The organism is Herbiconiux sp. SALV-R1 (genome assembly GCF_013113715.1).
Classification (GTDB): Bacteria; Actinomycetota; Actinomycetes; order Actinomycetales; family Microbacteriaceae; genus Herbiconiux.
Map to the genome: position 1 here is coordinate 4,183,038 of NZ_CP053344.1, position 18,767 is coordinate 4,201,804.

Below are 18,767 nucleotides of genomic sequence, written 5' to 3' on the forward strand. Positions count from 1 at the left end.
CTCAGGCACCCACTCTCACGGCGGGAGCGGCCGCCGGGGCCGCCCGCAGTCTGCGCTTCGCCGACCGGCGCGCGAACTTGTCGCGGAAGAAGCCTGCGATGCCGTCGGGGTTTCCCACCACCGTGGCGAGCACCGCCACCCCGGCGATCAGGGTCTGGAAGGCGGAGTCGATGTTGAGCAGGTTGGTGATGGTGTACATCATCACTCCCTGAGTCACGAGGAGCCCCCCGATCACCGCACCCGAGACCGTGGTGATGCCGCCCAGATAGGCGATGGCGAGAAACGAGATGGCGGTGAACTCGTCGAAGCGCGTTGCTGTGACCAGCCCGAAGTTGTAGCCGTAGAGGGTTCCCGCGATGCCGGCGATGAGACCCGCGATGCCGAAGGCGAGGAGCTTGGTGGTCACCACGCTCACCCCGGCTGCGGCGGCTGCCGCCTCGTTCGCTCGCACGGCGAGCATCCGGGCCCCGAGTGAGCTGCGTCGCACGGTCACGACGAACAGGGCGACCAGGCACGCCACGATGAGGATGAACAGGGCGAAACCAGGGGTGGGTACGCTCGAGCCCATGTTCCAGAACGAGTCGGTGGTGCCGAGCTTGATGCCGAGGAACTCGGGTGCAGGCACGCTCGCGGCTGTGGTTCCGCCGCCCCACTCGGGATTGCGGAACCACAGGCTCTGAATGGCGACGGCCCCGGCGAGGGTGACGACCGCGAGTTGCATACCGCGCATCCGGAGTGCCGGGAGGGCGACCAGCAGGCTCACGGCGGCCGCAACCAGTACGGCGAGCACAGCGCCGAAGGGAAAGCCGATGCCCGCGTTGAGAGCGAGCTTCGACACCACGAAGCCGGCGATGCCCGCGATGGCCATCTGGCCGAGCGTGACCTGACCTAGGTACCCGGTGATCACGACGATCGACATGCAGACGATGGCGCCGATGAGGCTCGTGATGAGGGCCTGTCGCCAGCCGTAGGGCGCGAACGTGATGATGGCCATGCCCAGCACGATCGCGACGGAGAAGCGGATGAGGAGCTTCCGCGGCCGCGGTGCCCGAGGCAGCCGCGGTTGCGCTTCGGTAAGTCGGTCGGGCAGGTTGCGGCCGCGCACGAACAGCACGACGGCGATGATGAGGAACGGGAGCACCTCTTTGACACCGGGCAGTGGTGCGTTGTTGACGGTCGGGAACCAGTCGAATCCCTGGGCGAAGGTGATCAGTGCCTGCGCCATGCCGATGCCGATCCCGGCGAGCGCTGCGACCCAGAACGAGCTGAAGCCGGCGAGCAGCACCGCGCTGAGCGCAGACACGATGAACAGGCTCATCGCGGTGGGCTGGAGGCCGATGAGGGGGCTGACCAGCACGCCGATGAGACCGGTGATGACGGAAGCGACGACCCAGTTGATGGCTTCGAGCTTGCCGGGGTTGACCCCCAGCAGGAGCGCGCCCTTGCGGTTGTCTGCAGCGGCACGGGTCTTGATGCCGAAGGAGGTGCGGCGGTAGACGAAGGTCAGGGCGGCAGCGGCGATGAGTGCCAGGGCAAGGATGATCACGCGGTCAAGCGGCAGGGAGAGCCCGCCGATGGCGAGCGGCGTCTGGGGAAGTAGGGGCGAGACGACGCGGGTGTCCGAACCGAAGGCGAGAACCACCAGCGACTGCAGCACGAGCAGAACGCCCGAGGAGGCCACGACCTTCGCCAGTGCGCCGGCGTTGCGGAGTGGACGGTAGACGAGGAGGTACTGCAGATAGCCGAGCGCCGCAGCGATCCCCAAGCAGATCAGGACGGCAAGCCAGCCGTTGATGCCCGACCCGTCGCTGGTGAGCGGGATCTCGACCCCGATGAACAGCCGGCCGCGGCTGGTCAGGTCCCAGTACGCGTAGGCGATGAACGCCGCAGTCGCACCGGCGGCGAAGTTGATGACCCCGGACGCGCGGAAGGTCAAGACCAGGCTCAGCGCCATCGTGGCGATCAGCGCGCCCGCGCCGAGGCTGAGGAGAAGAAAGGTGAGGATTTCCACGAGTCACTCGATTCCGGGGCGTGCGGCGGGTGTCGCCGCACGCCCCTGGGGGTCGTCGGTCAGCTGGAGGGGCCGGTCACTGACCGGTCAGGGCTAGGTCGCCGACGTCGAGGCCCTTGCCGTCGGTGGGGTCGACCCACTTTCCGTCGCCCTCGTAGTTGACCGGGAAGGCGGCGGTCGTGCAGAGGCTCTGCGCACCCTGGTCGGCGTACTGACCGCACTCGATCGTGGGCGGGCCGACGAACACCGGCCCGGTGAAGTCGTGCACTGCCTTGCGGATCGCCTCGACCGAGAGGTTGTCATACCCGACCTCGTTGAGCGCCCGCACCTGGCTGACGAACATCTGGAAGGTGCCGTTGGCCCCGCCGGCCCGATTGGCGTCGGGCGAGTAGGCATCCATGACCGCGTTGTAGAGCTGCACGTCGTCGTCTTCGACTCCGATAGGACTCTTCAGGGGCTGGATGTAGGTCCACTTCGGGTAGTCGCCGAGCGCGTCGGAGACGGAGGAATCCTGGCAGAACCCGAAAGTCTCCACCGGAGCCGTGACGCCCAGCTGCTGCAGCGCCTCGGCGAAGGGCACACAGGCCGTCGTCGCACCGCTCATCACCACCGCATCCGCGGTCTGAGCGCCGGACGCGGCGAGGGCGCTCGCCCACTCCGAGGTGTTCGTCGCGGGCACCGAGGTGATGTCCATGTCGAACTGGGGGCCGAGCCCGGTGATGACCTGAGCTGCGGCCGCGGCCCCGGGGTCGGTGCCGTCGTAGACGACCGCGATCTTCTTGGCCTTCAGGTACTCGTCGGCGTAGACGATCACGCCGGGGCCGGTCGCATAGGCGGCGGCCTCGTAGAAGGCGACGCCGGCCTGGTCGAGATCGATCGGGTTGAAGGTTCCCTGACCGACGACGTTCTTCGACTCGCCGAGGGTCGTGTAGATCGGCCCGGTGCCCAATACCGTCATGCCGAGCTGCACGGTGAGGATGTCGGGGTCGTTGGCGAAGTCCTGAGCGCACTTCTGCGCATCCTCTTCGCCCTGCACGATGTTGCACTGAACGAGCTCGACCGGGTGGCCGCCGACGCCACCGAGCTGTTCGTTGATGAAGCGCACCGCCACCTGGGCTGCGTTGGTCGACTCGGGGAAGGAGGGCACTCCTCCGTCGACATTGATGAAGCCGATCTTCACCGGGTCGAGCGAGGTGTCCGCTGCGCCGGCGCTGCCGCCGGTGTACTCCACGCCGAGCGCGATCTGATCGGCGGTGAACGCCGAGGAGTCGACGGGGGTGGCGGCTGAGGTGGAGCCGCCGTCGCCTGCCGAGCCGGTGCAACCGCTGAGGGCGACTGCCAGAGCGAGGGTCGAGGCGACGACGACTGGGGTGGTTCGTCGCAGAGGGGTCTTCATGAGCGGGTCTCCTTGATGGCTTCGTTGACATCGACCTCTGGCGGTGACCGCCGTCGGAACCATTGTCCTGAATATCAGGCCACGGGTCTTGTTTCTTGAAGAATACGACCGGTGTCCTGCTTCGTCAAGAGCTCGAAGACCTCAGGTGACGCGCATGACGGGATGCGTATGGCAGTACGAGTCGTCGCGATCGACGGGCTGCCCCGAGAAGACGCGCATCATCGTCTCGTCGTCCTGGGTTGCCCACACTTCGGTGGTGATCATGACGAGGGGGCCTGAGTCGATCTGGAGCGTGTACCTCGCCCAGAGGTGCACCACCCCGGCGGAGCGAACCAGGTTCCAGTCCGCTCCGCCGGGGAGAATCACGCCGCTCAAGAGAGGGCGCGAGGTTCGCGGGGGGCTAGAACGGGTACGGTGCGATCTCCGAGCGCACCGTGAGCCACTGCGTCTCGGTGAAGGCCTCGATGTTGGCCTCCGCGCCGCCGAAGCGCGATCCGGTTCCCGAGTCTCCGGCACCGCCGAACGGGGCGTTCGCCTCGTCGGCGACGGTCTGCTCGTTGATGTGGATCTTGCCCGAGTCGATCCGGTCGGCGAGCGTCATCGCCTGCCCGACGTCGCCCAGGATGCTGAGCGAGAGCGCGAACGGGCTGCGGCTGACGATGTCGACGGCTTCGTCGAGGGTGCTGAACGGGATGACCGGGGCGACCGGCCCGAAGATCTCCTCCGACCAGGCCTCCATCTCCGGGGTGAGCCCCGAGAGCACGGTCGGCTTGTAGAACAGCCCCTCGTGGGTTCCGCCGGCGGCGAGCGTGCCGCCCTGAGCGACCGTGCGCTGCACGATGCCGTCGATGCGCTCGAGCTGACGGGAGTCGATGATCGGCCCGAGTGCCACCTGGCCCGACGCCGGGTCGCCGACCGGGAGGTGCGAGGCCTTCTCGGCCAGCAGTGCGACGTACTCCTCGTAGAGCGACTCGTGCACCAGGTGCCGCCCCGTCGTCATGCAGATCTGCCCCTGGTGCAACCACGACCCGAAGGCGCCGGCCGAGGCGGCCTTGGCGACGTCGGCGCCGGGCAGCACGATCATCGCGTTGTTGCCGCCGAGCTCCAGGTGCGCCCGCTTGAGGTGGCGGGCCGCCGACTCGCCCACCTTGCGGCCCGCCGGTGTCGACCCGGTGAACGAGATCACCCGCACCTCGGGGGCCTCGATGAGGGCGGCGCCGACATCGGCTCCGCCGGGGAGCAGCTGGAGCACACCGGCCGGGAGCCCGGCCTCCTCGAAGATGCGCGCGATGATGACGCCGCCCGAGACGGTGGTGCGGGGGTCGGGCTTCAGCAGCACGGCGTTGCCGAGCGCGAGCGCGGGGGCCACCGACCTGATCGAGAGCACGAGGGGGAAGTTGAAGGGGGAGATGACCGCGACGACGCCGGCCGGCCGGCGCCGGGAGATCGACCAGTGGTCGACGTTCGAGGGCAGCACCTGCCCGTGCGGGTGTGAGGGCAGGGCCGACGCCTCGAAGCACTCCTCGGCCGCGCTCGCCGCCTCGATCCCCGCCTTGGCCGGGATGCTCCCGGCTTCGCGGATGACCCAGTCGATCACCTCGTCGGCGTGCTTCTGGAACAGGATCCCGGCTCGGCGCAGCACCGCGGCGCGCTCCGAAGGGATCGTCGCCGCCCACTCCTTCTGCGCCTCGGCGGCCGATCGCGCGGCGTCGGCGACGTCTCGCGGGTCGGCGAGACCGACCTCGGCGAGGGTGCTGCCCGATGCGGGTTCGACGACGCTCTGGGTTCCGCCCCCGCCCCCGTGCCACTCGCCCGTGAAGATGGAGCCCTTCCAGTCGTGCTCGGTGAGAAGAGACATCGTATTCCTCCTTGAATGTGTGATGTGTGGTTTCAGATTGTTTTGTTTATCAGGATTCTAGTCTCGAAAAATCGGACTCCTCGAGTGTGCAGCGATATCTCAGCGAGCGAGCGGCCAGCCGGTGTAGGCCTCGGCGAGGTAGGTCCTGCCCGCCTCCGACTCGATCACCGTGCGGAGTTCGCCGATCTGCCGTCGACGGTCGAAGTCGGTGTCCTGCGGGCTGACGTGCAGCATGCTCGTCATCCACCAGGAGAAGTGCTGGGCCTTCCAGATGCGCTGCAGGGCACGATCGGCGTAGCCGTCGACGAGCCGCTCGTCGCCCTCGGTCAGGAGTGCGCGGAGTGCGTCGGCCAGCAGCACCACGTCGGCGATCGCGAGGTTCATGCCCTTGGCCCCCGTCGGCGGCACCGTGTGCGCCGCGTCGCCCACCAGGGCGACCCGGCCCTTGCGCAGTTCGTGGGCGACGAAGCTGCGGAAGCGCAGCACATCGCGCTGGATGATCGGCCCCTCGTGCAACTCCGTGCCGGGCACCCGGGCCTGCAGGGTGTCCCAGATCTCGGCGTCGCTCGGCGCTGTCGGGTCGGCGAGCGGATCGCACTGGAAGTACATGCGCTGCACCTCGGGGCTGCGCTGACTGATGAGCGCGAACCCCTCGTCGGCGTTGCTGTAGATGAGCTCGGCCGAGCTCGGCGGCGCCTCGCACAGGATGCCGAACCAGGCGAACGGGTACTCACGGAAGTATCCGCCGGTCTGCGAACCCGTCACGGTGGCCCGCACGACACTGCGCGAGCCGTCGGCACCGACGACGAAGTCGGCCTCCAGGCGCAGCTCCTCGCCGTCGGCCGATGTCACCAGCACGGCCGGATGCTCGGGGTCGGAGACATCGACGCCGTGCGCCGTCACGCCGAGCCGCAGGTCCTGGCCCGCTGCGATGCGCAGGGCCAGCAGGTCTTTCAGCACCTCGTGCTGCGGGTACAGCCACACGCTGCGGCCGACCAGGGAGGGGAAGTCGATGCGGTGCCCCTCGGTGCCGAAGCGGAGCTCGATGCCGTCGTGCCGGTGCCCGACGGTGTCGACTCGGGTGTCGGGGTCGAGCGACTTCAGCAGATCGACCGTGCCCTGCTCGAGGATGCCCGCCCGGATGGTCGACTCGATCTCGTCGCGCGAGCGGCCGTCGACGATGACGGAGTCGATGCCGGCGTCGGCGAGCAGCTGCGACAGGATCAGGCCCGCGGGGCCCGCGCCCACGATGGCGACTCGGGTGCGGATGGTTCGGGGCATGGCGTCTCCTTCGACGATCGGTGGCGCCATTGTGCGAGGGGGGAGGGCGGTTCGGGCACCTCATTCCCGATCATCGGGAATCGCCGTCAGGATCGGTAGCCGAGTGCTCGGCCGATGTCGCGAGCCGCCCGATGGAGCTCGACAACCGCGAAGTCGGGTTCCGCCTCGCGGGGCAGCACCACCGACAGCGCCGCGACGACCTGGCCGGTCTCGTCGCGCACGGGAACCGCGATGCCGGTCGACACCTCCTCGATGTACCCGGGCGCGATGGCGTGGCCGAGACTGCGCACCTCGGCGAGCTTGCGCCGCACCGCCTCGGGGTCGGAGAGCGTCGCCCTGGTGAGGGGCGACAGACGCGAGGAGAGCAGACGCTCCTGCAGCTCGGCGGGCCCGAAGGCGAGCAGCACGAGACCCGAGCTCGAGGCGTGCAGCGGCAGCCGGCCGGCCACCCGGGTGATGTTCGAGCCCGACTGCGGGCTGCTCAGCCGCTCGAGGAAGAGGGCCTCGTCTTGCTCGAGGATGGCCAGCTGGGTGTGCTCGCGCACCCGGGACTGCACGCGCTCCATGAACGGCATGGCTGCCTGACGCAGCCGCAGCGCGTGCGACGACCGCGTGGCGAGCTCCCACAGGTGCATGCCGACGCGGATGCGGCGGTCGTCGTCGCGATCGAGCACGCCGTTCTCGACCAGCTCGGAGACGATGCGGTGCGCCGACGAGCTCGGCAGCCCGGCGCGACGCCCGATCTCGGAGGCGGTCTGCACCGTGCGCGTCGGCGTGAAGGTCTCCAGGATGCGCACCAGGCGTTCGGTCGCACTGTCGCCGGTCGAGGAATTGGCCATGGTCGATGATCGCACTCCGCCGGGCTGGATTCCCATTCATCGAGAGAACCCGACCACCGTGATCGCGCGTGCCCGACCATGGGATCACGCACTCCCAGGCGTCGAAGGAGACACCGTGAACGCACCCCACGCCGCGGCTCGGCCGAGCGCGCCGACAGCGCCCGAGCTGTCGTCGCAGCACGAGATCAGCTGCGAGATCGTCGAACGGCAGGAGCAGCTGGCCCGCCTCGAGCGAGCCGGAGAAGCCGTGCCCACGACCGCGTACGACTTCGCTCCCTACCGTTCCAGCATCCTGCGCCACCCGACGAAGAGCCCGAAGCTCGTCGACCCCGAGACGATCGAGCTGTTCTCGCCCGCCTTCGGGCAGCGCGACGTTGCCCCCATCGAGTCCGACCTCACCCTGCAGCACGCGGGCGAACCGCTCGGTGAGCGGCTCACCGTGCGCGGCCGGGTCACCGACTCGTGGGGCCGGCCCGTGCGCGGCCAGCTGGTGGAGATCTGGCAGGCCAACTCCGCCGGCCGCTACATCCACCAGCGCGACCAGCACCCGGCGCCGCTCGACCCGAACTTCACCGGAGCCGGCCGCGCCATCACCGACGACGCGGGCGAGTACCTCTTCACCACGATCAAGCCGGGCCCCTACCCGTGGAAGAACCACGTCAACGCCTGGCGCCCCGCGCACATCCACTTCTCGGTCTTCGGCAGCTCGTTCACCCACCGGCTGGTCACCCAGATGTACTTCCCCGGCGACCCCCTGTTCGCCCTCGACCCCATCTTCAACACCATCTGGCGGGAGAAAGACCGGGAGAGCCTGATCGGAGTGTACGATCACGAGCTCACCTCGCCAGAATGGGCGACGGGCTACCGCTTCGACATCGTCGTCGACGGCCCCGACGCCACCTGGTTCGAGAACGAGAACGAGAGCGAGTGATCATGGCAGTGCCTCCACGCACCCTGCGGGCGACCCCGGGCCAGACCGTCGGCCCCTTCTTCGCCTACGGGGTGGGATACGACAGGATGCACCAGGTGGCGCACCCCCACGCGCCCGGAACCGTGCTGCTCGGCGGAACGGTCTACGACGGTGCCGGCGACCCGGTTCCCGACGCCTTCGTCGAGATCTTCGGGGCCGACTCCGACGGCCGGGTGCCGCACTCCCGCGGCGCCTTCCGACGTGACGACCACACCTTCACCGGCTTCGGCCGAGCCTTCACCGATGGGGAGGGGCACTTCGAGTTCTTCACGCGGGAGCCCGGGTCGGTGGGCAAGGGTGCGCCCTTCTTCGCAGCGGTCGTCTACGCCAGGGGCCTCGCCCACAAGCTGCACACCCGCATCTACCTCCCGTTGGGCGACGAGGCGCTCGCCGCCGATCCGTTCCTGTCCTCCCTGACCGCCGAGGAGCGCTCGACGCTCATCGCGGAACGCGCCGACGGCGGCGGGCTGCATCACGACGTCAGGCTGCAGGGCGAGCGGGAGACGGTGTTCCTTGCCTTCTGACGCCTTCGACAGTGCACTCCTCTCGCCGGTCGCCGCAGGGCACGACGAGCTGGTGAGCGACGCCGCCGTGCTCGAGGCGCTGGTGACCGCCGAGGCAGCGCTGGTGCGCGCCTGGGCGGCGGCCGGGGCGCTGCCGGCGAGCGACGCCGAGCAGATCGTCGCGGCCTGGGGCCGCGGCGGGACCGAGCGGTCGGGCGTGGCGGGTGTCGATGTCGCAGAGCTCGCCCGGGAGGCGGTCGCCGGAGGCAACCCGGTGATCCCGCTCGTTCAGCGGCTGCGACGGAGTGTCGCCCCCGAGCATCGCACCTGGGTGCATCGGGGTGCCACCAGCCAAGACGTGCTCGACACGGCAGTGATGCTCCTCGCTCGGCGGGCCGTCGAACAGGTGGCGCGGGAGCTCGAGACCGTCGATGCGGCCTTGACCGCGCTCGCCGATCGGCACCGTCACGTCGTAGCGGTCGGCCGCACTCTCGGCCAGCACGCGGTGCCGGTGACCGTCGGTCTTCGTGCCGCTAGGTGGGGGAGCGCTCTCCGGCGTGCGCGCTTGCGGCTCCGATCGCTGACCCTCCCCGCCCAGCTCGGTGGCGCCGCGGGCACCCGCGCGGCCTTCGTCGAACTCGGCGGCGACCGCGCCGAGAAGCTGCCCGCCCGGTTCGCCGAGCTGCTCGGCCTCGACGACGCCGGCCCGGTCTGGCACACCGACCGGTGGCCGGTCACCGAGCTCGCCGACGCACTGACCGGGGTGACGGATGCGCTCGGCAAGTTCGGCGGCGACGTCGTCACCCTCTCCCGCCCCGAACTAGGCGAACTGACGTTCGGGCAGGGCGGCGGGTCGTCGGCCATGCCGCAGAAGAGCAACCCGGTGCAGGCGGTGCTCATCCGGTCGGCTGCGCTGCGCGCACCTCAGCTCGCCGCGACGCTCCACCTGTGCGCCGCGCTCGCCGAAGACGAACGCCCGGCGGGTGCCTGGCACGCCGAATGGCCGACCCTCCGTGAGCTGCTGCGCCTCGCGCTCGGCGCCGCCGCGCACGCCGCGGCGCTCGCCGGCGCCGTGCGCGTCGACACCGAGGCGGTGACGCGCAATCTCCGGCTCTCGGGCGGCCTCGTGCTCGCGGAGCGCCTCTCCGTCGTGCTCACCCCCGTCATCGGTGCCGACCGTGTCGCCGCCGTCGTCACCGAGGCGGCAGCGGGCGGAGACCTCCGCGCGCTCCTCCTCGCACTGCCCGAGGCCGCAGGGCTCGACATCGACGACCTGCTCGACCCCCGTTCCTATCTCGGCGATGCCGACTCCCAGATCGACGCCTTCACGAAGGAGCGACTCTCGTGACCCTTCCCGCGCTCGCCCTCCGCGACCTGGGCGGAGCATCCGATCTGCCGTTGCTGGTGCTCGGGCCCTCGCTCGGCACCTCGACAATCCTCTGGGAGACCACGGCGCCCCTGCTCCGCGACCGCTTCCACCTCGTCGCCTGGGATCTCCCGGGGCACGGCGACTCGGTTCCCGCGGCGTCGCCGTTCACCGTCGCCGAGCTCGCCGACGCGGTCGCCGCGGCCGTCGACGGCCCCTTTTTCTACGCGGGCGTCTCGCTGGGCGGAGCGACCGGGCTCGAGCTGCTGCTGCGGCACGCCGATCGGGTTCGGGCCGCGGCCATCATCGCCTCGGGCGCCCAGCTCGGCGATCCGGCCGGGTGGCACGACCGGGCCGCGCAGGTGCGGTCGCAGAGCACCTCGAGCGTGATCGTGGCGTCGGCCGGGCGATGGTTCGCGCCGGAGTCGGTGGCCCGGCATCCCGATCTCACGGGCCGGCTGCTGCACGCCCTGCAAGACGCCGACGACGAGTCGTACGCCCTCTGCTGCGAGGCTCTCGCCGCCTACGACGTGCGCGACCGGCTCGGCCGGGTCGCCGCCCCGGTGATGGCCGTGTGGGGTCGTCACGACGGGGTGGCGCCGGAGGCGAAAGCGGCGGAGATCGCCGCGGGGGTGACCCACGGCCGCATCGCGGTCATCGAGGGTGCCGCCCACCTGCCCCCGGCGGAGCAGCCCGAGGCGACCGCCGCGATCATCGCCGACTTCGTCGGCCGGGCGACGGAAGGGACGGTCTCATGAGTCGACCAGGCGGCGAAGGGCACAGCGACGCCGAACGGTGGGAGCAGGGGATGGCCGTGCGCAGGGCCGTGCTCTCCGACGAGCACGTCGACCGGGCCACGGCGGCCACCACCGAGCTGACCGCCGACTGGCAGGACTTCATCACCCGCACCGCGTGGGGCGACGTGTGGTCGCGACCGGGTCTGGATCGCCGCTCCCGCTCGATCGCGGTGCTCACCTCGCTAATCGCGCACGGTCACGAGGAGGAACTCGCGATGCACCTGCGGGCGGCGGTGCGCAACGGCCTCACGGTCGCCGAGATCGGCGAGGTCATCCTCCAGTCGGCCATCTACTCGGGAGTACCCGCTGCCAACGTGGCGTTCCGGATCGCCTCTCGAGTCTTCAGCCAGTCGTCCTGATTGTCGCGTACGGAGTCCTGTTTTGCAGGTATCCGGCGCGATATTTCGATAACATGGGTGCATGGACCGAACCCTCTTCACCGCCGAAGCCGTCCGCCCCGAGGTCGCTGCGTTCAACGCCGCAGTCGCGGAGAAGTTCGGCCATCTGCCCGGCATCTTCGAGATCGGGCTCGAGGCCGCCCGCAGTGGCGACTTCATGCCCACGCCGCCCCCGTCCCCCCGATCCCGCGACCTCGAGATCGGTAGCGGGCTGTCGCTCCACGTGGTGCCGAGCGCCGAACCGAAAGGCGTGCTGCTGCACATCCACGGCGGAGGTTTCGTACTGGGCGGTGCCTCGCAGCAAGACCCCATGCTGGAGCGCATCGCCGGCGCCGCCGGCCTCACCTGCGTGAGCGTCGAGTACCGACTCGCTCCCGAGCATCCGTACCCCGCCGCGTGGGACGACTGCGAACGCGCGGCCCGCTGGCTGATCGAGAATGCGGCTCGGGAATTCGGCAGCGACACCCTGGTGATCGCCGGGGAGTCGGCCGGGGCCCTGCTCTCGGTGGCGACGCTGCTCCGCCTGCGCGAGCGCGGCCTCGCCGAGGCGTTCCGGGGGGCCGCCCTCAGCTTCGGCGTCTACGACTCGACGATGACCCCCAGTCAGACCCTGGCACAGACGGGTGTGCTCAAAGCACGCGACATCGCCCGGCTGGTCGACTCGTACGCGCCCGACGCGAGCCTGCGCCGCACGCCCGACCTGTCGCCGCTGTACGGCGACCTGCGCGGCCTTCCGCCCGCTCTGTTCACCGTGGGGACCCTCGACGCCATGCTCGATGACTCCCTCTTCCTGCACGACCGATGGCTCGCGGCCGGTGGTGAGGCCGAACTCGCCCTCTACCCGGGTGCCGACCACGCCTTCACGGAAGGGCCGCATCCGCTGGCCGCCGAGGCGAACGCCCGCATCGACGCCTTCCTTGCCGAGCGGGTGGCCGCGGCCTGACCGGCTGAACCGCAGACGACGATGCCCCGGTGCGCAGCTGCACACCGGGGCATCGTGTCGAGCCGAGTCGGTCTCTAAGCCACGGCCGGAACCCGCAGCGCGACCTGGCGGAAGGCGCCCTGGTGGAAGACCAGGGGCGAGACTGTGCCTTCGGCCGACATGGCCTCGACCTCGCCGAGGACGAGGAGGTGGTCGCCGGCATCCCCCACCGAATAGAGGGAGCACTCGATCCACGCGACTGCCCCGTCGAGCAGCGGCAGGCCCGAGTCGGACCGCCGGTGGGCGACGTCGACGAACTTGTCGTCGACGCGGCTGGCGAACTGCTTGCCGAGGTGCTCCTGGTCGTCGGCCAGCACGTTCACGCAGAAGCGGCCTGCGGCGGCGATGCTCGGCCAGCTGGTCGAGCGGCGGTCGGGGAAGAACCCGATGAGCGGCGGGTCGAGCGAGACCGAGGTGAAGGTGCCGACGGTCATGCCGACGGCCTTGCCCTCGGGCGTGATCGCCGTCACGACGCAGACGCCGGTGGGGTAGTGGCCCATGATGGTGCGGAAAATCTGGGGGTCGATAGGCATCGTTGCGGTCCTTTCCCGAGAACTGGATAGCTCTTTTATACGCAAATTGTCACAATAAGGCAATAGCCGCTTTTATAGCGTCGCGACGGAGACGGATGATGGGGGCGATCCCCCCGTCGGTGAAGACCACGGAGTCAGCGCGTTCGACGGCAGCCGCCACGCGTCGACCGACCGAGGCGGGGTCGGCTGCCTGGGAGAGCATCGCGCGCGCCATCGACTGGCGCTCCGCCATCTCGTCGTCGCTGCCGCGCACGCCGCTCGCGCTGAAGGCGGCCGGCCGCATCGTCTCATGGTCGTGGATGTTGGTGTTCACGCCGGCGGGGCACAGGGTGGTGACGCCGATGCCCTCCGGGGCCAGCTCGGCCCGGAGGCAGTCCATCACGGCGACTACGCCGTACTTCGCGGCGGAGTAGATTCCGCCGTCACCTGCGACCATCAGCCCGCCGGCCGACGAGGTGGCGACGACGCTCCCGCCCCGGCCCTGCGCGCGCAGGAGGGGCAGCACGATCTCGATGCCGTTCGTCACGCCGTCGAGATTCACCGCGGTCAGCCAGGTCCAATCGGCGGGGGTGCTCTGCAGGATGGTTCCCAGAACGCCGATCCCGGCGTTCAGGCAGAGCACGTCGATGCTGCCGAAGCGCTCGACCGTCGCGGCCGCGCCGTCACGCCAGGCCGTCTTGTCGGTCACGTCGAGGCGGAGGGCCATCGCGCGCCGTCCGTGCGGACGCAGTCGCTCCATCGCCTCGGCGATGTGGTCGTCGCGCACGTCGGCGATCGCCACATTCATGCCGCGGTCGAGGAGTGCTTCGGCGATGCCGAGCCCGATCCCGCTCGCGCCACCCGTGACGATCGCCGTTCTGCCGGGGGTCAGGACGTCGGATGCGGGGGCGGGCTCGTCGACGAACGCCCGGTCGGGGCTCGCCGGTGTGGTGGAGGGGCCGTCTGCGACGGCGTCGCGGAGCTCCGCCCGGTAGACCTCACCCATCGGTCCGAGTGGAGGGAGCGCGAGATCGGACGGGGTGGCGGCGAGCCCCTCGAGCCACGGGTCGAACACCGCGGCGATGTGGGCGGCCGTGGTCGACGGCGGCAGTGTGTAGAACGCGCCCGTCTCGAGCGCCTCGCCGATGCGCTCTGCGATGGAACGGGCGTCGTCGTCGGGCCCGGTCAAGACCAGGCACGCTGCCACGCCGGTGCCGAGGAGCTCTGCCCGGAGGCCCTCGGTGAGCCCTATGAGGCTGCGGCCGAGCACGGAGTCGGCGGCTCGCCCCGGGTCGGCGATCAGGCTCGCCAGCGGGAGCACGACGACGACCCGCCCGCCGCCCTCACGCGTCAAAAGCGTGGGAACCACCCCGCGAAGGGCGGTGAAGACGCGGCGGAGCGGCGCCTGCACCGCCGACTCCCAGTCGACGGTTGCGGCGGCGCCAGCCCGCTGAGGCGCCACGGCGACCACCAGAGCCGAGGAGGACTGAGCCTCGGCGGGGAGGGTTGCTGCGAGCGAGCCCGGATCGTCGGCTGCGGCGTCGATCTCATGGCGGGAGAGGGAGTGGATGCCGGCGCCGCGACGGGCCAGCTCCGTGCCGATCTCGGTCGCACCCGTCGGTTCGACGAAAATCAGGGCAGATGTATAAACGTCATTGATTGTCACAATTTGACAGTGTAGTGTCGCATTCCAGCGTTCGGAAGGAGCGCACACGATCATCGCCGATCACGAGGAGAAGACAATGCACGTAGGTTATGCGACCGGATTCCAGCACCAGAGTGCGGAGTCGGTCAACGACACCCGATTCATCAAGCAGGATCTCGAGATGGCCATCGAGGCCGAAGAGCTCGGCTTCGAGTCGATCTGGGTGACCGAGCACCACTTCTCGAACTACTCGATCTCGCCCTCTCCGCTGCAGACGCTCGCCTACCTCGCCGGGCGCACGAAGTCGGTCAAGCTCGGCACCCAGGTGATCGTGCTCCCCTGGAACGACCCGGTGCGCGTGGCCGAGCAGGCGCTCTGGCTCGACAACGTCACCGAGGGGCGGCTGGTGCTCGGCTTCGGTCGCGGCCTCGGCAAGATGGAGTACGACGGGTTGCGCGTCGACATCAACCAGACCAGGCAGCTCTACCGCGAGTACGCCGAGATGATCATCAACGCGCTCGAGACCGGTGTGATCGAAGGCGGCGAGATCACCCAGCAGCCCCGGCGCGAACTCCGCCCCCGTCCCTTCCGCAGCTTCGAGGGCCGGGTCTTCGGCTCGGCCGGATCGCCGGAGTCGGTGCGCACCGTCGCCGAGCTCGGCATGGGCATCATGATCATCAACCCCGAGCCCCGCGCGAACCTGGGCGTCGACACCGACACCTACAACCAGGTCTGGGCCGAGACCCACGGCGACACCCGCATCGCCCCCGCCCCGATGCTCTCCGGCACGATCTTCGTCGACGAGAGCAGCGACCGGGCTCAGGAGCTGTCGCGCCAGTACCACCGTGTGAACTTCCGCGCCGCGGTGAACAACTACGGCATGGCCGACGAGAGCTTCGGCACCACCAAGGGCAACGAGTTCTACAAGAAGATGCGCATCGAGCCCTCGAAGATCGACGAGATGGCCGAGGTCACGGCCGGTGTGATGCCCGCGGGCAACCCGACCGAGGTGCTCGAGCAGCTCGAGCGCATCAACAACGACCTCAACCTGCAGGGCTTCTTCCCGCACTTCCACTTCGGCGGCATGCCGCGCGAGGAGGCGGAGCGCAACATGCGCCTGTTCGCCGAGAAGTGCCTGCCCGAGCTGAAGAGCTGGCCGTCGGAGAGTACCCTCGATGGTGCGACCCGTACGCTCCAGACCGTCTGAGACCGTGAAAGACCTCGCCGGCAAGACGGCATTCGTCACGGGTGGCGCCAGCGGGATCGGCTTCGGCATCGTCGAAGCCCTCCTCGCGCGTGGCGTGAAGGTGATGATCGCCGATCTCCGAGCCGACCACCTGGCCGAGGCGCGGGCGCGCCTCGGCCACCACCCCGACGTGCTCACCCTCGCGGTGGACGTGATCGACCGCGACGCGATGCACGACGCCGCGCAACGCATGCTCGACCTCTTCGGGGGCTGCGACATCCTGGTCAACAACGCCGGTGTCGGGGCGAACCCCTCGGTCGACTCGGTCACCTACGCCGACTGGGAGTGGGTGCTCTCGGTCAACCTGTGGGGGCCCATCAACGGTGTGATGGAGTTCCTTCCCCTGATGCTCCGCCGAGGTGAAGGGCACATCGTCACCACCTCGTCGATGGCTGGCCTGCTCCCCACCGCCGACAACTACATCTACGCCGCGTCGAAGTTCGCGGTGCGCGGGATGAGCGACTCGCTGCGGCTGTCGCTCGCCCCGCGGGGCATCGGTGTGTCGGTGCTCTACCCCGGTCTCACCCAGAGCCGCATCCTGCAGTCGGAGGACAACAGGCATCCGCGCTTCAAGTCCGGTGCCGCCCAGCCGCCGCCGAACGGCGGGCCGGTCGCTCCACCGAAAGACTCCGGGATGCACCCGCGCGAGGTGGGCGAAGCCGTTGTGGAGGGCATCATCCACAACCGCGGGTACATCATCAGCCACTCCGAGTTCCGCGACGAGCTGGCGGAGCACTTCGAGTCGATCCTCGCGGCCTCCCCGCCACCCCAGGAGATCGATCCGGGTCGGCTGATGCTCGAGAACGCACGCCGCGCGCAGACCGCCGCGGCCCTGGAAGCCGTCGACGCCCTCACCCGCGGCGGCGCTGAACGGAGTTGATCCCGATGACTTCATCATCCGGTGTCACGGACGACATCACGCTGGCGCCGCCGGAGAGCCTGGAGCCGACCGAGGCCCTGGCGCCGCCGGAGCCGGAGCTCACGCCCGCGGCCCTCGTCGCCCGAGCGCGCGAGCTGCGTGGGCTCCTGCGCGAGCGTCAGGCCGAGACCGAGGCGGCCGGCAACATCTCCGAGGCCACCAACGACCTGCTCGTCTCGTCGGGCTTCTACCGCGTCATCCAGCCCCGCGCCTTCGGCGGCTACGGCTTCGACCTGCCCACCTACGTGCGGCTGGCCGCCGAGGTCGCCCGGGGCTGCCCTGAGACCGCGTGGGTGCTCTCCCTCGTGCTCGGTCACGTGCACCAGCTCGCGACCTTCCCGCTGGAGGCGCAGCGCGAGGCCTACGGGGGGCACGGAGAGTTCCGTGCCCCCGAGGTCGCCGCTCCGCAGGGGCGCGGAGTGGTGGTTCCGGGCGGGTACCGGGTGACCGGAGCCTGGGACTACGCCTCGGGAAGTGCGCACGCCACCCACATCCTGCTCGCCTTCGTGGTGCCCGACGGTGCTGCCGGGGGCGGTGGACTGCGGATGGGGTTGTTCGACCGCGACGACTACGAGATCGTGCACAACTGGGACGTCATCGGCATGCAGGGCACGGGGTCGAACCGCGTCGTGGTCGACGACGTCTTCGTGCCCGACCACCGCACGAAGGCGTTCCCCGTGGTCTCGCCGACGCTCGACCGGGCCGTGTACGACGACAGCCCCGTCTTCTACGGCCCCTCGCGCCCGTTCGTCGTGATGGAGTCGGCCGCCGTCATCGTGGGGGCGGCCGAGGGGGCGCTCGACCTCTACGAGGAGACCTTCCTCGCGCGGAAGTCAGGGCCCTCGGGGGCGCCCCGCGACGAGCTCGCCGAGTACCAGCTCAACTTCGGTCGCTGCCGCGCCCTCGTCGACACCGCCCGCGCGGCACTGCTGCAGACCGCCGCCGACTACATGGAGGTCGCCGAGACGACCCGTCGCACGGGTGTTCCCTGTTCTGACGACGACGCCCGGCGGTTGACCCTGGTCGTGCTGCAGAGCATCCATCTCGCGAACGATGCGGTCGACATCATCTTCCGCACCGTCGGCTCGTCGGCGTCGAAACGCGACTCGATGCTCGGGCGCTACTGGCGCAACGTCGGGGTGCTGCGCGGGCACCTCGCCCACCAGTCCGACAGCGCCGCACTGAACTACGGGCGCACGCACTTCGGCCACCCCGCCGTGGGCATCTCGTGACAGGGCGCGAAGAACTGCTCCAGCGGTTGTTCGACTACCTCGGCGCCGTCGCCTCGGGCTCGCCCGAGGCGCTCGGCCTCGCCGAGGGCTTCCGCTCCACCGAGAACGGTGCCGCGACGGCACCGGGCACCGGGCTGTGGGCGCAGCGCCCTCGCTTCGAGGGCATCCAGGGTTTCGCCGACCCCGAGACCGGCGAGGCCGTCTGCATGGGGGTGGCGTTCGTCGGCGGTGAGCCGCGCCCGTTCGCGCAGCGCATCCGCGTGGTCGACGGCGAGCTCCTCGAGGCGGAGGCGATCGTCAGTACCGACGGCAACGGCCATTTCGCCGAGGTGGAGCAGCTGCTGAAGCCCGACATCCTCTACAGCGCGGTGGTGCCCCGGGCTCGGCGCTCCGATCGCGACGGTCTGCGCGAGGCCGCCGACCGCTATTGGGAGGGTCTGGAGCAGAGTGACGGCAGCATCCCTCGGTTCAACTATCGCTGCGACAAGTACGACAACGGCGCGAAGACGACGAACACCCTGCGCACCCTGCTCTCGCCCGACGGCAAGGTGCACACTCCCGCGTCGGCCCTGAACGACACCCGTGCCGCCCGACCGCGGGCCCGCGAACGTCGCTTCCCCGTGCTCGACACCGAGCTCGGAGTGGCGGCGAGCTTCGTCGTCGTCGATTTCCACCCGATCCCCGATCATCCGCGCCCCGACGCGGGCTCGATGTATATGCTGGGGGTTTTCAAGGTGGTGGACGGCGAGCTCCGCATCATCGACGAGGTTCGCGAGATCCTCCCTCTGGGCTCGACGACTCCGTGGTAGGGC

The 18,767-nt window shown here is 69.8% G+C and carries 18 protein-coding genes; 10 read left to right on the plus strand and 8 right to left on the minus strand.

Annotated features, from left to right (window positions below; translation table 11 throughout):
* Position 1: 1 nt before the first annotated feature.
* From HL652_RS19880 to HL652_RS19905, 6 genes are all read right to left on the minus strand, one after another.
* Positions 2–2,011, minus strand: a complete 2,010-nt coding sequence (locus HL652_RS19880; RefSeq protein ID WP_171706907.1) for an ABC transporter permease — start codon at positions 2,009–2,011, stop codon at positions 2–4.
* Between the two features lie 76 nt (positions 2,012–2,087).
* Positions 2,088–3,407 carry an ABC transporter substrate-binding protein gene (locus HL652_RS19885; RefSeq protein ID WP_171706908.1) on the minus strand — a complete coding sequence of 440 codons (1,320 nt, stop codon included), beginning with the start codon at positions 3,405–3,407 and terminating at the stop codon, positions 2,088–2,090.
* Positions 3,408–3,548: 141 nt separating this feature from the next.
* A complete protein-coding gene (locus tag HL652_RS19890; RefSeq protein WP_171706909.1) occupies positions 3,549–3,773 on the minus strand; it encodes a DUF3237 family protein in 225 nt (74 codons plus the stop codon).
* A gap of 34 nt (positions 3,774–3,807) precedes the next feature.
* Positions 3,808–5,265 (minus strand): benzaldehyde dehydrogenase, encoded by a 1,458-nt coding sequence (locus HL652_RS19895; RefSeq protein ID WP_171706910.1) that lies wholly within the window; start codon positions 5,263–5,265, stop codon positions 3,808–3,810.
* 99 nt (positions 5,266–5,364) lie between these two features.
* Complete coding sequence (locus tag HL652_RS19900; protein ID WP_171706911.1) at positions 5,365–6,546, minus strand: 4-hydroxybenzoate 3-monooxygenase; 1,182 nt, start codon at positions 6,544–6,546, stop codon at positions 5,365–5,367.
* Positions 6,547–6,632: 86 nt separating this feature from the next.
* Entirely contained in the window at positions 6,633–7,385 is a 753-nt protein-coding gene (locus HL652_RS19905; RefSeq protein WP_171706912.1) for an IclR family transcriptional regulator, read from the minus strand.
* A gap of 115 nt (positions 7,386–7,500) precedes the next feature.
* On the opposite strand from HL652_RS19905, the gene pcaH reads away from it, so the two are divergent.
* From pcaH to HL652_RS19935, 6 genes are all read left to right on the plus strand, one after another.
* Complete coding sequence (gene pcaH, locus HL652_RS19910; RefSeq protein ID WP_253743502.1) at positions 7,501–8,316, plus strand: protocatechuate 3,4-dioxygenase subunit beta; 816 nt, start codon at positions 7,501–7,503, stop codon at positions 8,314–8,316.
* Positions 8,317–8,318: 2 nt separating this feature from the next.
* Positions 8,319–8,879 carry a protocatechuate 3,4-dioxygenase subunit alpha gene (gene pcaG / locus HL652_RS19915; protein ID WP_171706914.1) on the plus strand — a complete coding sequence of 187 codons (561 nt, stop codon included), beginning with the start codon at positions 8,319–8,321 and terminating at the stop codon, positions 8,877–8,879.
* Entirely contained in the window at positions 8,869–10,206 is a 1,338-nt protein-coding gene (locus HL652_RS19920; RefSeq protein ID WP_171706915.1) for a lyase family protein, read from the plus strand. Before pcaG ends, HL652_RS19920 begins: the two co-directional genes overlap by 11 nt.
* On the plus strand, positions 10,203–10,982 hold the full coding sequence (locus tag HL652_RS19925) for an alpha/beta fold hydrolase (RefSeq protein ID WP_171706916.1): 780 nt from the start codon (positions 10,203–10,205) through the stop codon (positions 10,980–10,982). Before HL652_RS19920 ends, HL652_RS19925 begins: the two co-directional genes overlap by 4 nt.
* Positions 10,979–11,380 carry a 4-carboxymuconolactone decarboxylase gene (pcaC, locus tag HL652_RS19930; RefSeq protein ID WP_171706917.1) on the plus strand — a complete coding sequence of 134 codons (402 nt, stop codon included), beginning with the start codon at positions 10,979–10,981 and terminating at the stop codon, positions 11,378–11,380. Before HL652_RS19925 ends, pcaC begins: the two co-directional genes overlap by 4 nt.
* Positions 11,381–11,441: 61 nt before the next feature.
* On the plus strand, positions 11,442–12,362 hold the full coding sequence (locus HL652_RS19935) for an alpha/beta hydrolase (protein WP_171706918.1): 921 nt from the start codon (positions 11,442–11,444) through the stop codon (positions 12,360–12,362).
* Between the two features lie 74 nt (positions 12,363–12,436).
* On the opposite strand, the gene HL652_RS19940 is transcribed toward HL652_RS19935, so the two are convergent.
* Together HL652_RS19940 and HL652_RS21565 are read right to left on the minus strand one after the other, a co-directional pair.
* Positions 12,437–12,934 (minus strand): flavin reductase family protein, encoded by a 498-nt coding sequence (locus tag HL652_RS19940; protein ID WP_171706919.1) that lies wholly within the window; start codon positions 12,932–12,934, stop codon positions 12,437–12,439.
* Positions 12,935–12,983: 49 nt separating this feature from the next.
* Positions 12,984–14,579 (minus strand): SDR family NAD(P)-dependent oxidoreductase, encoded by a 1,596-nt coding sequence (locus HL652_RS21565; RefSeq protein WP_216603950.1) that lies wholly within the window; start codon positions 14,577–14,579, stop codon positions 12,984–12,986.
* A gap of 76 nt (positions 14,580–14,655) precedes the next feature.
* Here HL652_RS21565 and HL652_RS19950 point away from each other — a divergent pair, with 76 nt between their 5' ends.
* The 4 genes from HL652_RS19950 to HL652_RS19965 are packed head-to-tail and all read left to right on the plus strand — an operon-like array spanning position 14,656 to position 18,764.
* Complete coding sequence (locus HL652_RS19950; RefSeq protein ID WP_171706920.1) at positions 14,656–15,765, plus strand: LLM class flavin-dependent oxidoreductase; 1,110 nt, start codon at positions 14,656–14,658, stop codon at positions 15,763–15,765.
* Positions 15,734–16,684, plus strand: a complete 951-nt coding sequence (locus HL652_RS19955; RefSeq protein WP_216603951.1) for an SDR family oxidoreductase — start codon at positions 15,734–15,736, stop codon at positions 16,682–16,684. Before HL652_RS19950 ends, HL652_RS19955 begins: the two co-directional genes overlap by 32 nt.
* A gap of 5 nt (positions 16,685–16,689) precedes the next feature.
* Positions 16,690–17,955 carry an acyl-CoA dehydrogenase family protein gene (locus HL652_RS19960; RefSeq protein WP_171706921.1) on the plus strand — a complete coding sequence of 422 codons (1,266 nt, stop codon included), beginning with the start codon at positions 16,690–16,692 and terminating at the stop codon, positions 17,953–17,955.
* Positions 17,952–18,764 carry a hypothetical protein gene (locus HL652_RS19965; RefSeq protein WP_216603952.1) on the plus strand — a complete coding sequence of 271 codons (813 nt, stop codon included), beginning with the start codon at positions 17,952–17,954 and terminating at the stop codon, positions 18,762–18,764. Before HL652_RS19960 ends, HL652_RS19965 begins: the two co-directional genes overlap by 4 nt.
* Positions 18,765–18,767 lie beyond the last annotated feature (3 nt).

What these genes read in the sequence shown, in the direction of transcription:
- HL652_RS19940 (WP_171706919.1), bottom strand. Translation starts at nt 12,934, where the DNA reads ATGCCTATCGACCCCCAGATTTTCCGCACCATCATGGGCCACTACCCC.
- HL652_RS19955 (WP_216603951.1), top strand. Translation starts at nt 15,734, where the DNA reads ATGGTGCGACCCGTACGCTCCAGACCGTCTGAGACCGTGAAAGACCTC.
- HL652_RS19960 (WP_171706921.1), top strand. Translation starts at nt 16,690, where the DNA reads ATGACTTCATCATCCGGTGTCACGGACGACATCACGCTGGCGCCGCCG.
- pcaG (WP_171706914.1), top strand. Translation starts at nt 8,319, where the DNA reads ATGGCAGTGCCTCCACGCACCCTGCGGGCGACCCCGGGCCAGACCGTC.
- HL652_RS19935 (WP_171706918.1), top strand. Translation starts at nt 11,442, where the DNA reads ATGGACCGAACCCTCTTCACCGCCGAAGCCGTCCGCCCCGAGGTCGCT.
- HL652_RS19885 (WP_171706908.1), bottom strand. Translation starts at nt 3,407, where the DNA reads ATGAAGACCCCTCTGCGACGAACCACCCCAGTCGTCGTCGCCTCGACC.
- HL652_RS19895 (WP_171706910.1), bottom strand. Translation starts at nt 5,265, where the DNA reads ATGTCTCTTCTCACCGAGCACGACTGGAAGGGCTCCATCTTCACGGGC.
- pcaC (WP_171706917.1), top strand. Translation starts at nt 10,979, where the DNA reads ATGAGTCGACCAGGCGGCGAAGGGCACAGCGACGCCGAACGGTGGGAG.
- HL652_RS19950 (WP_171706920.1), top strand. Translation starts at nt 14,656, where the DNA reads ATGCACGTAGGTTATGCGACCGGATTCCAGCACCAGAGTGCGGAGTCG.
- HL652_RS19900 (WP_171706911.1), bottom strand. Translation starts at nt 6,546, where the DNA reads ATGCCCCGAACCATCCGCACCCGAGTCGCCATCGTGGGCGCGGGCCCC.
- HL652_RS19905 (WP_171706912.1), bottom strand. Translation starts at nt 7,385, where the DNA reads ATGGCCAATTCCTCGACCGGCGACAGTGCGACCGAACGCCTGGTGCGC.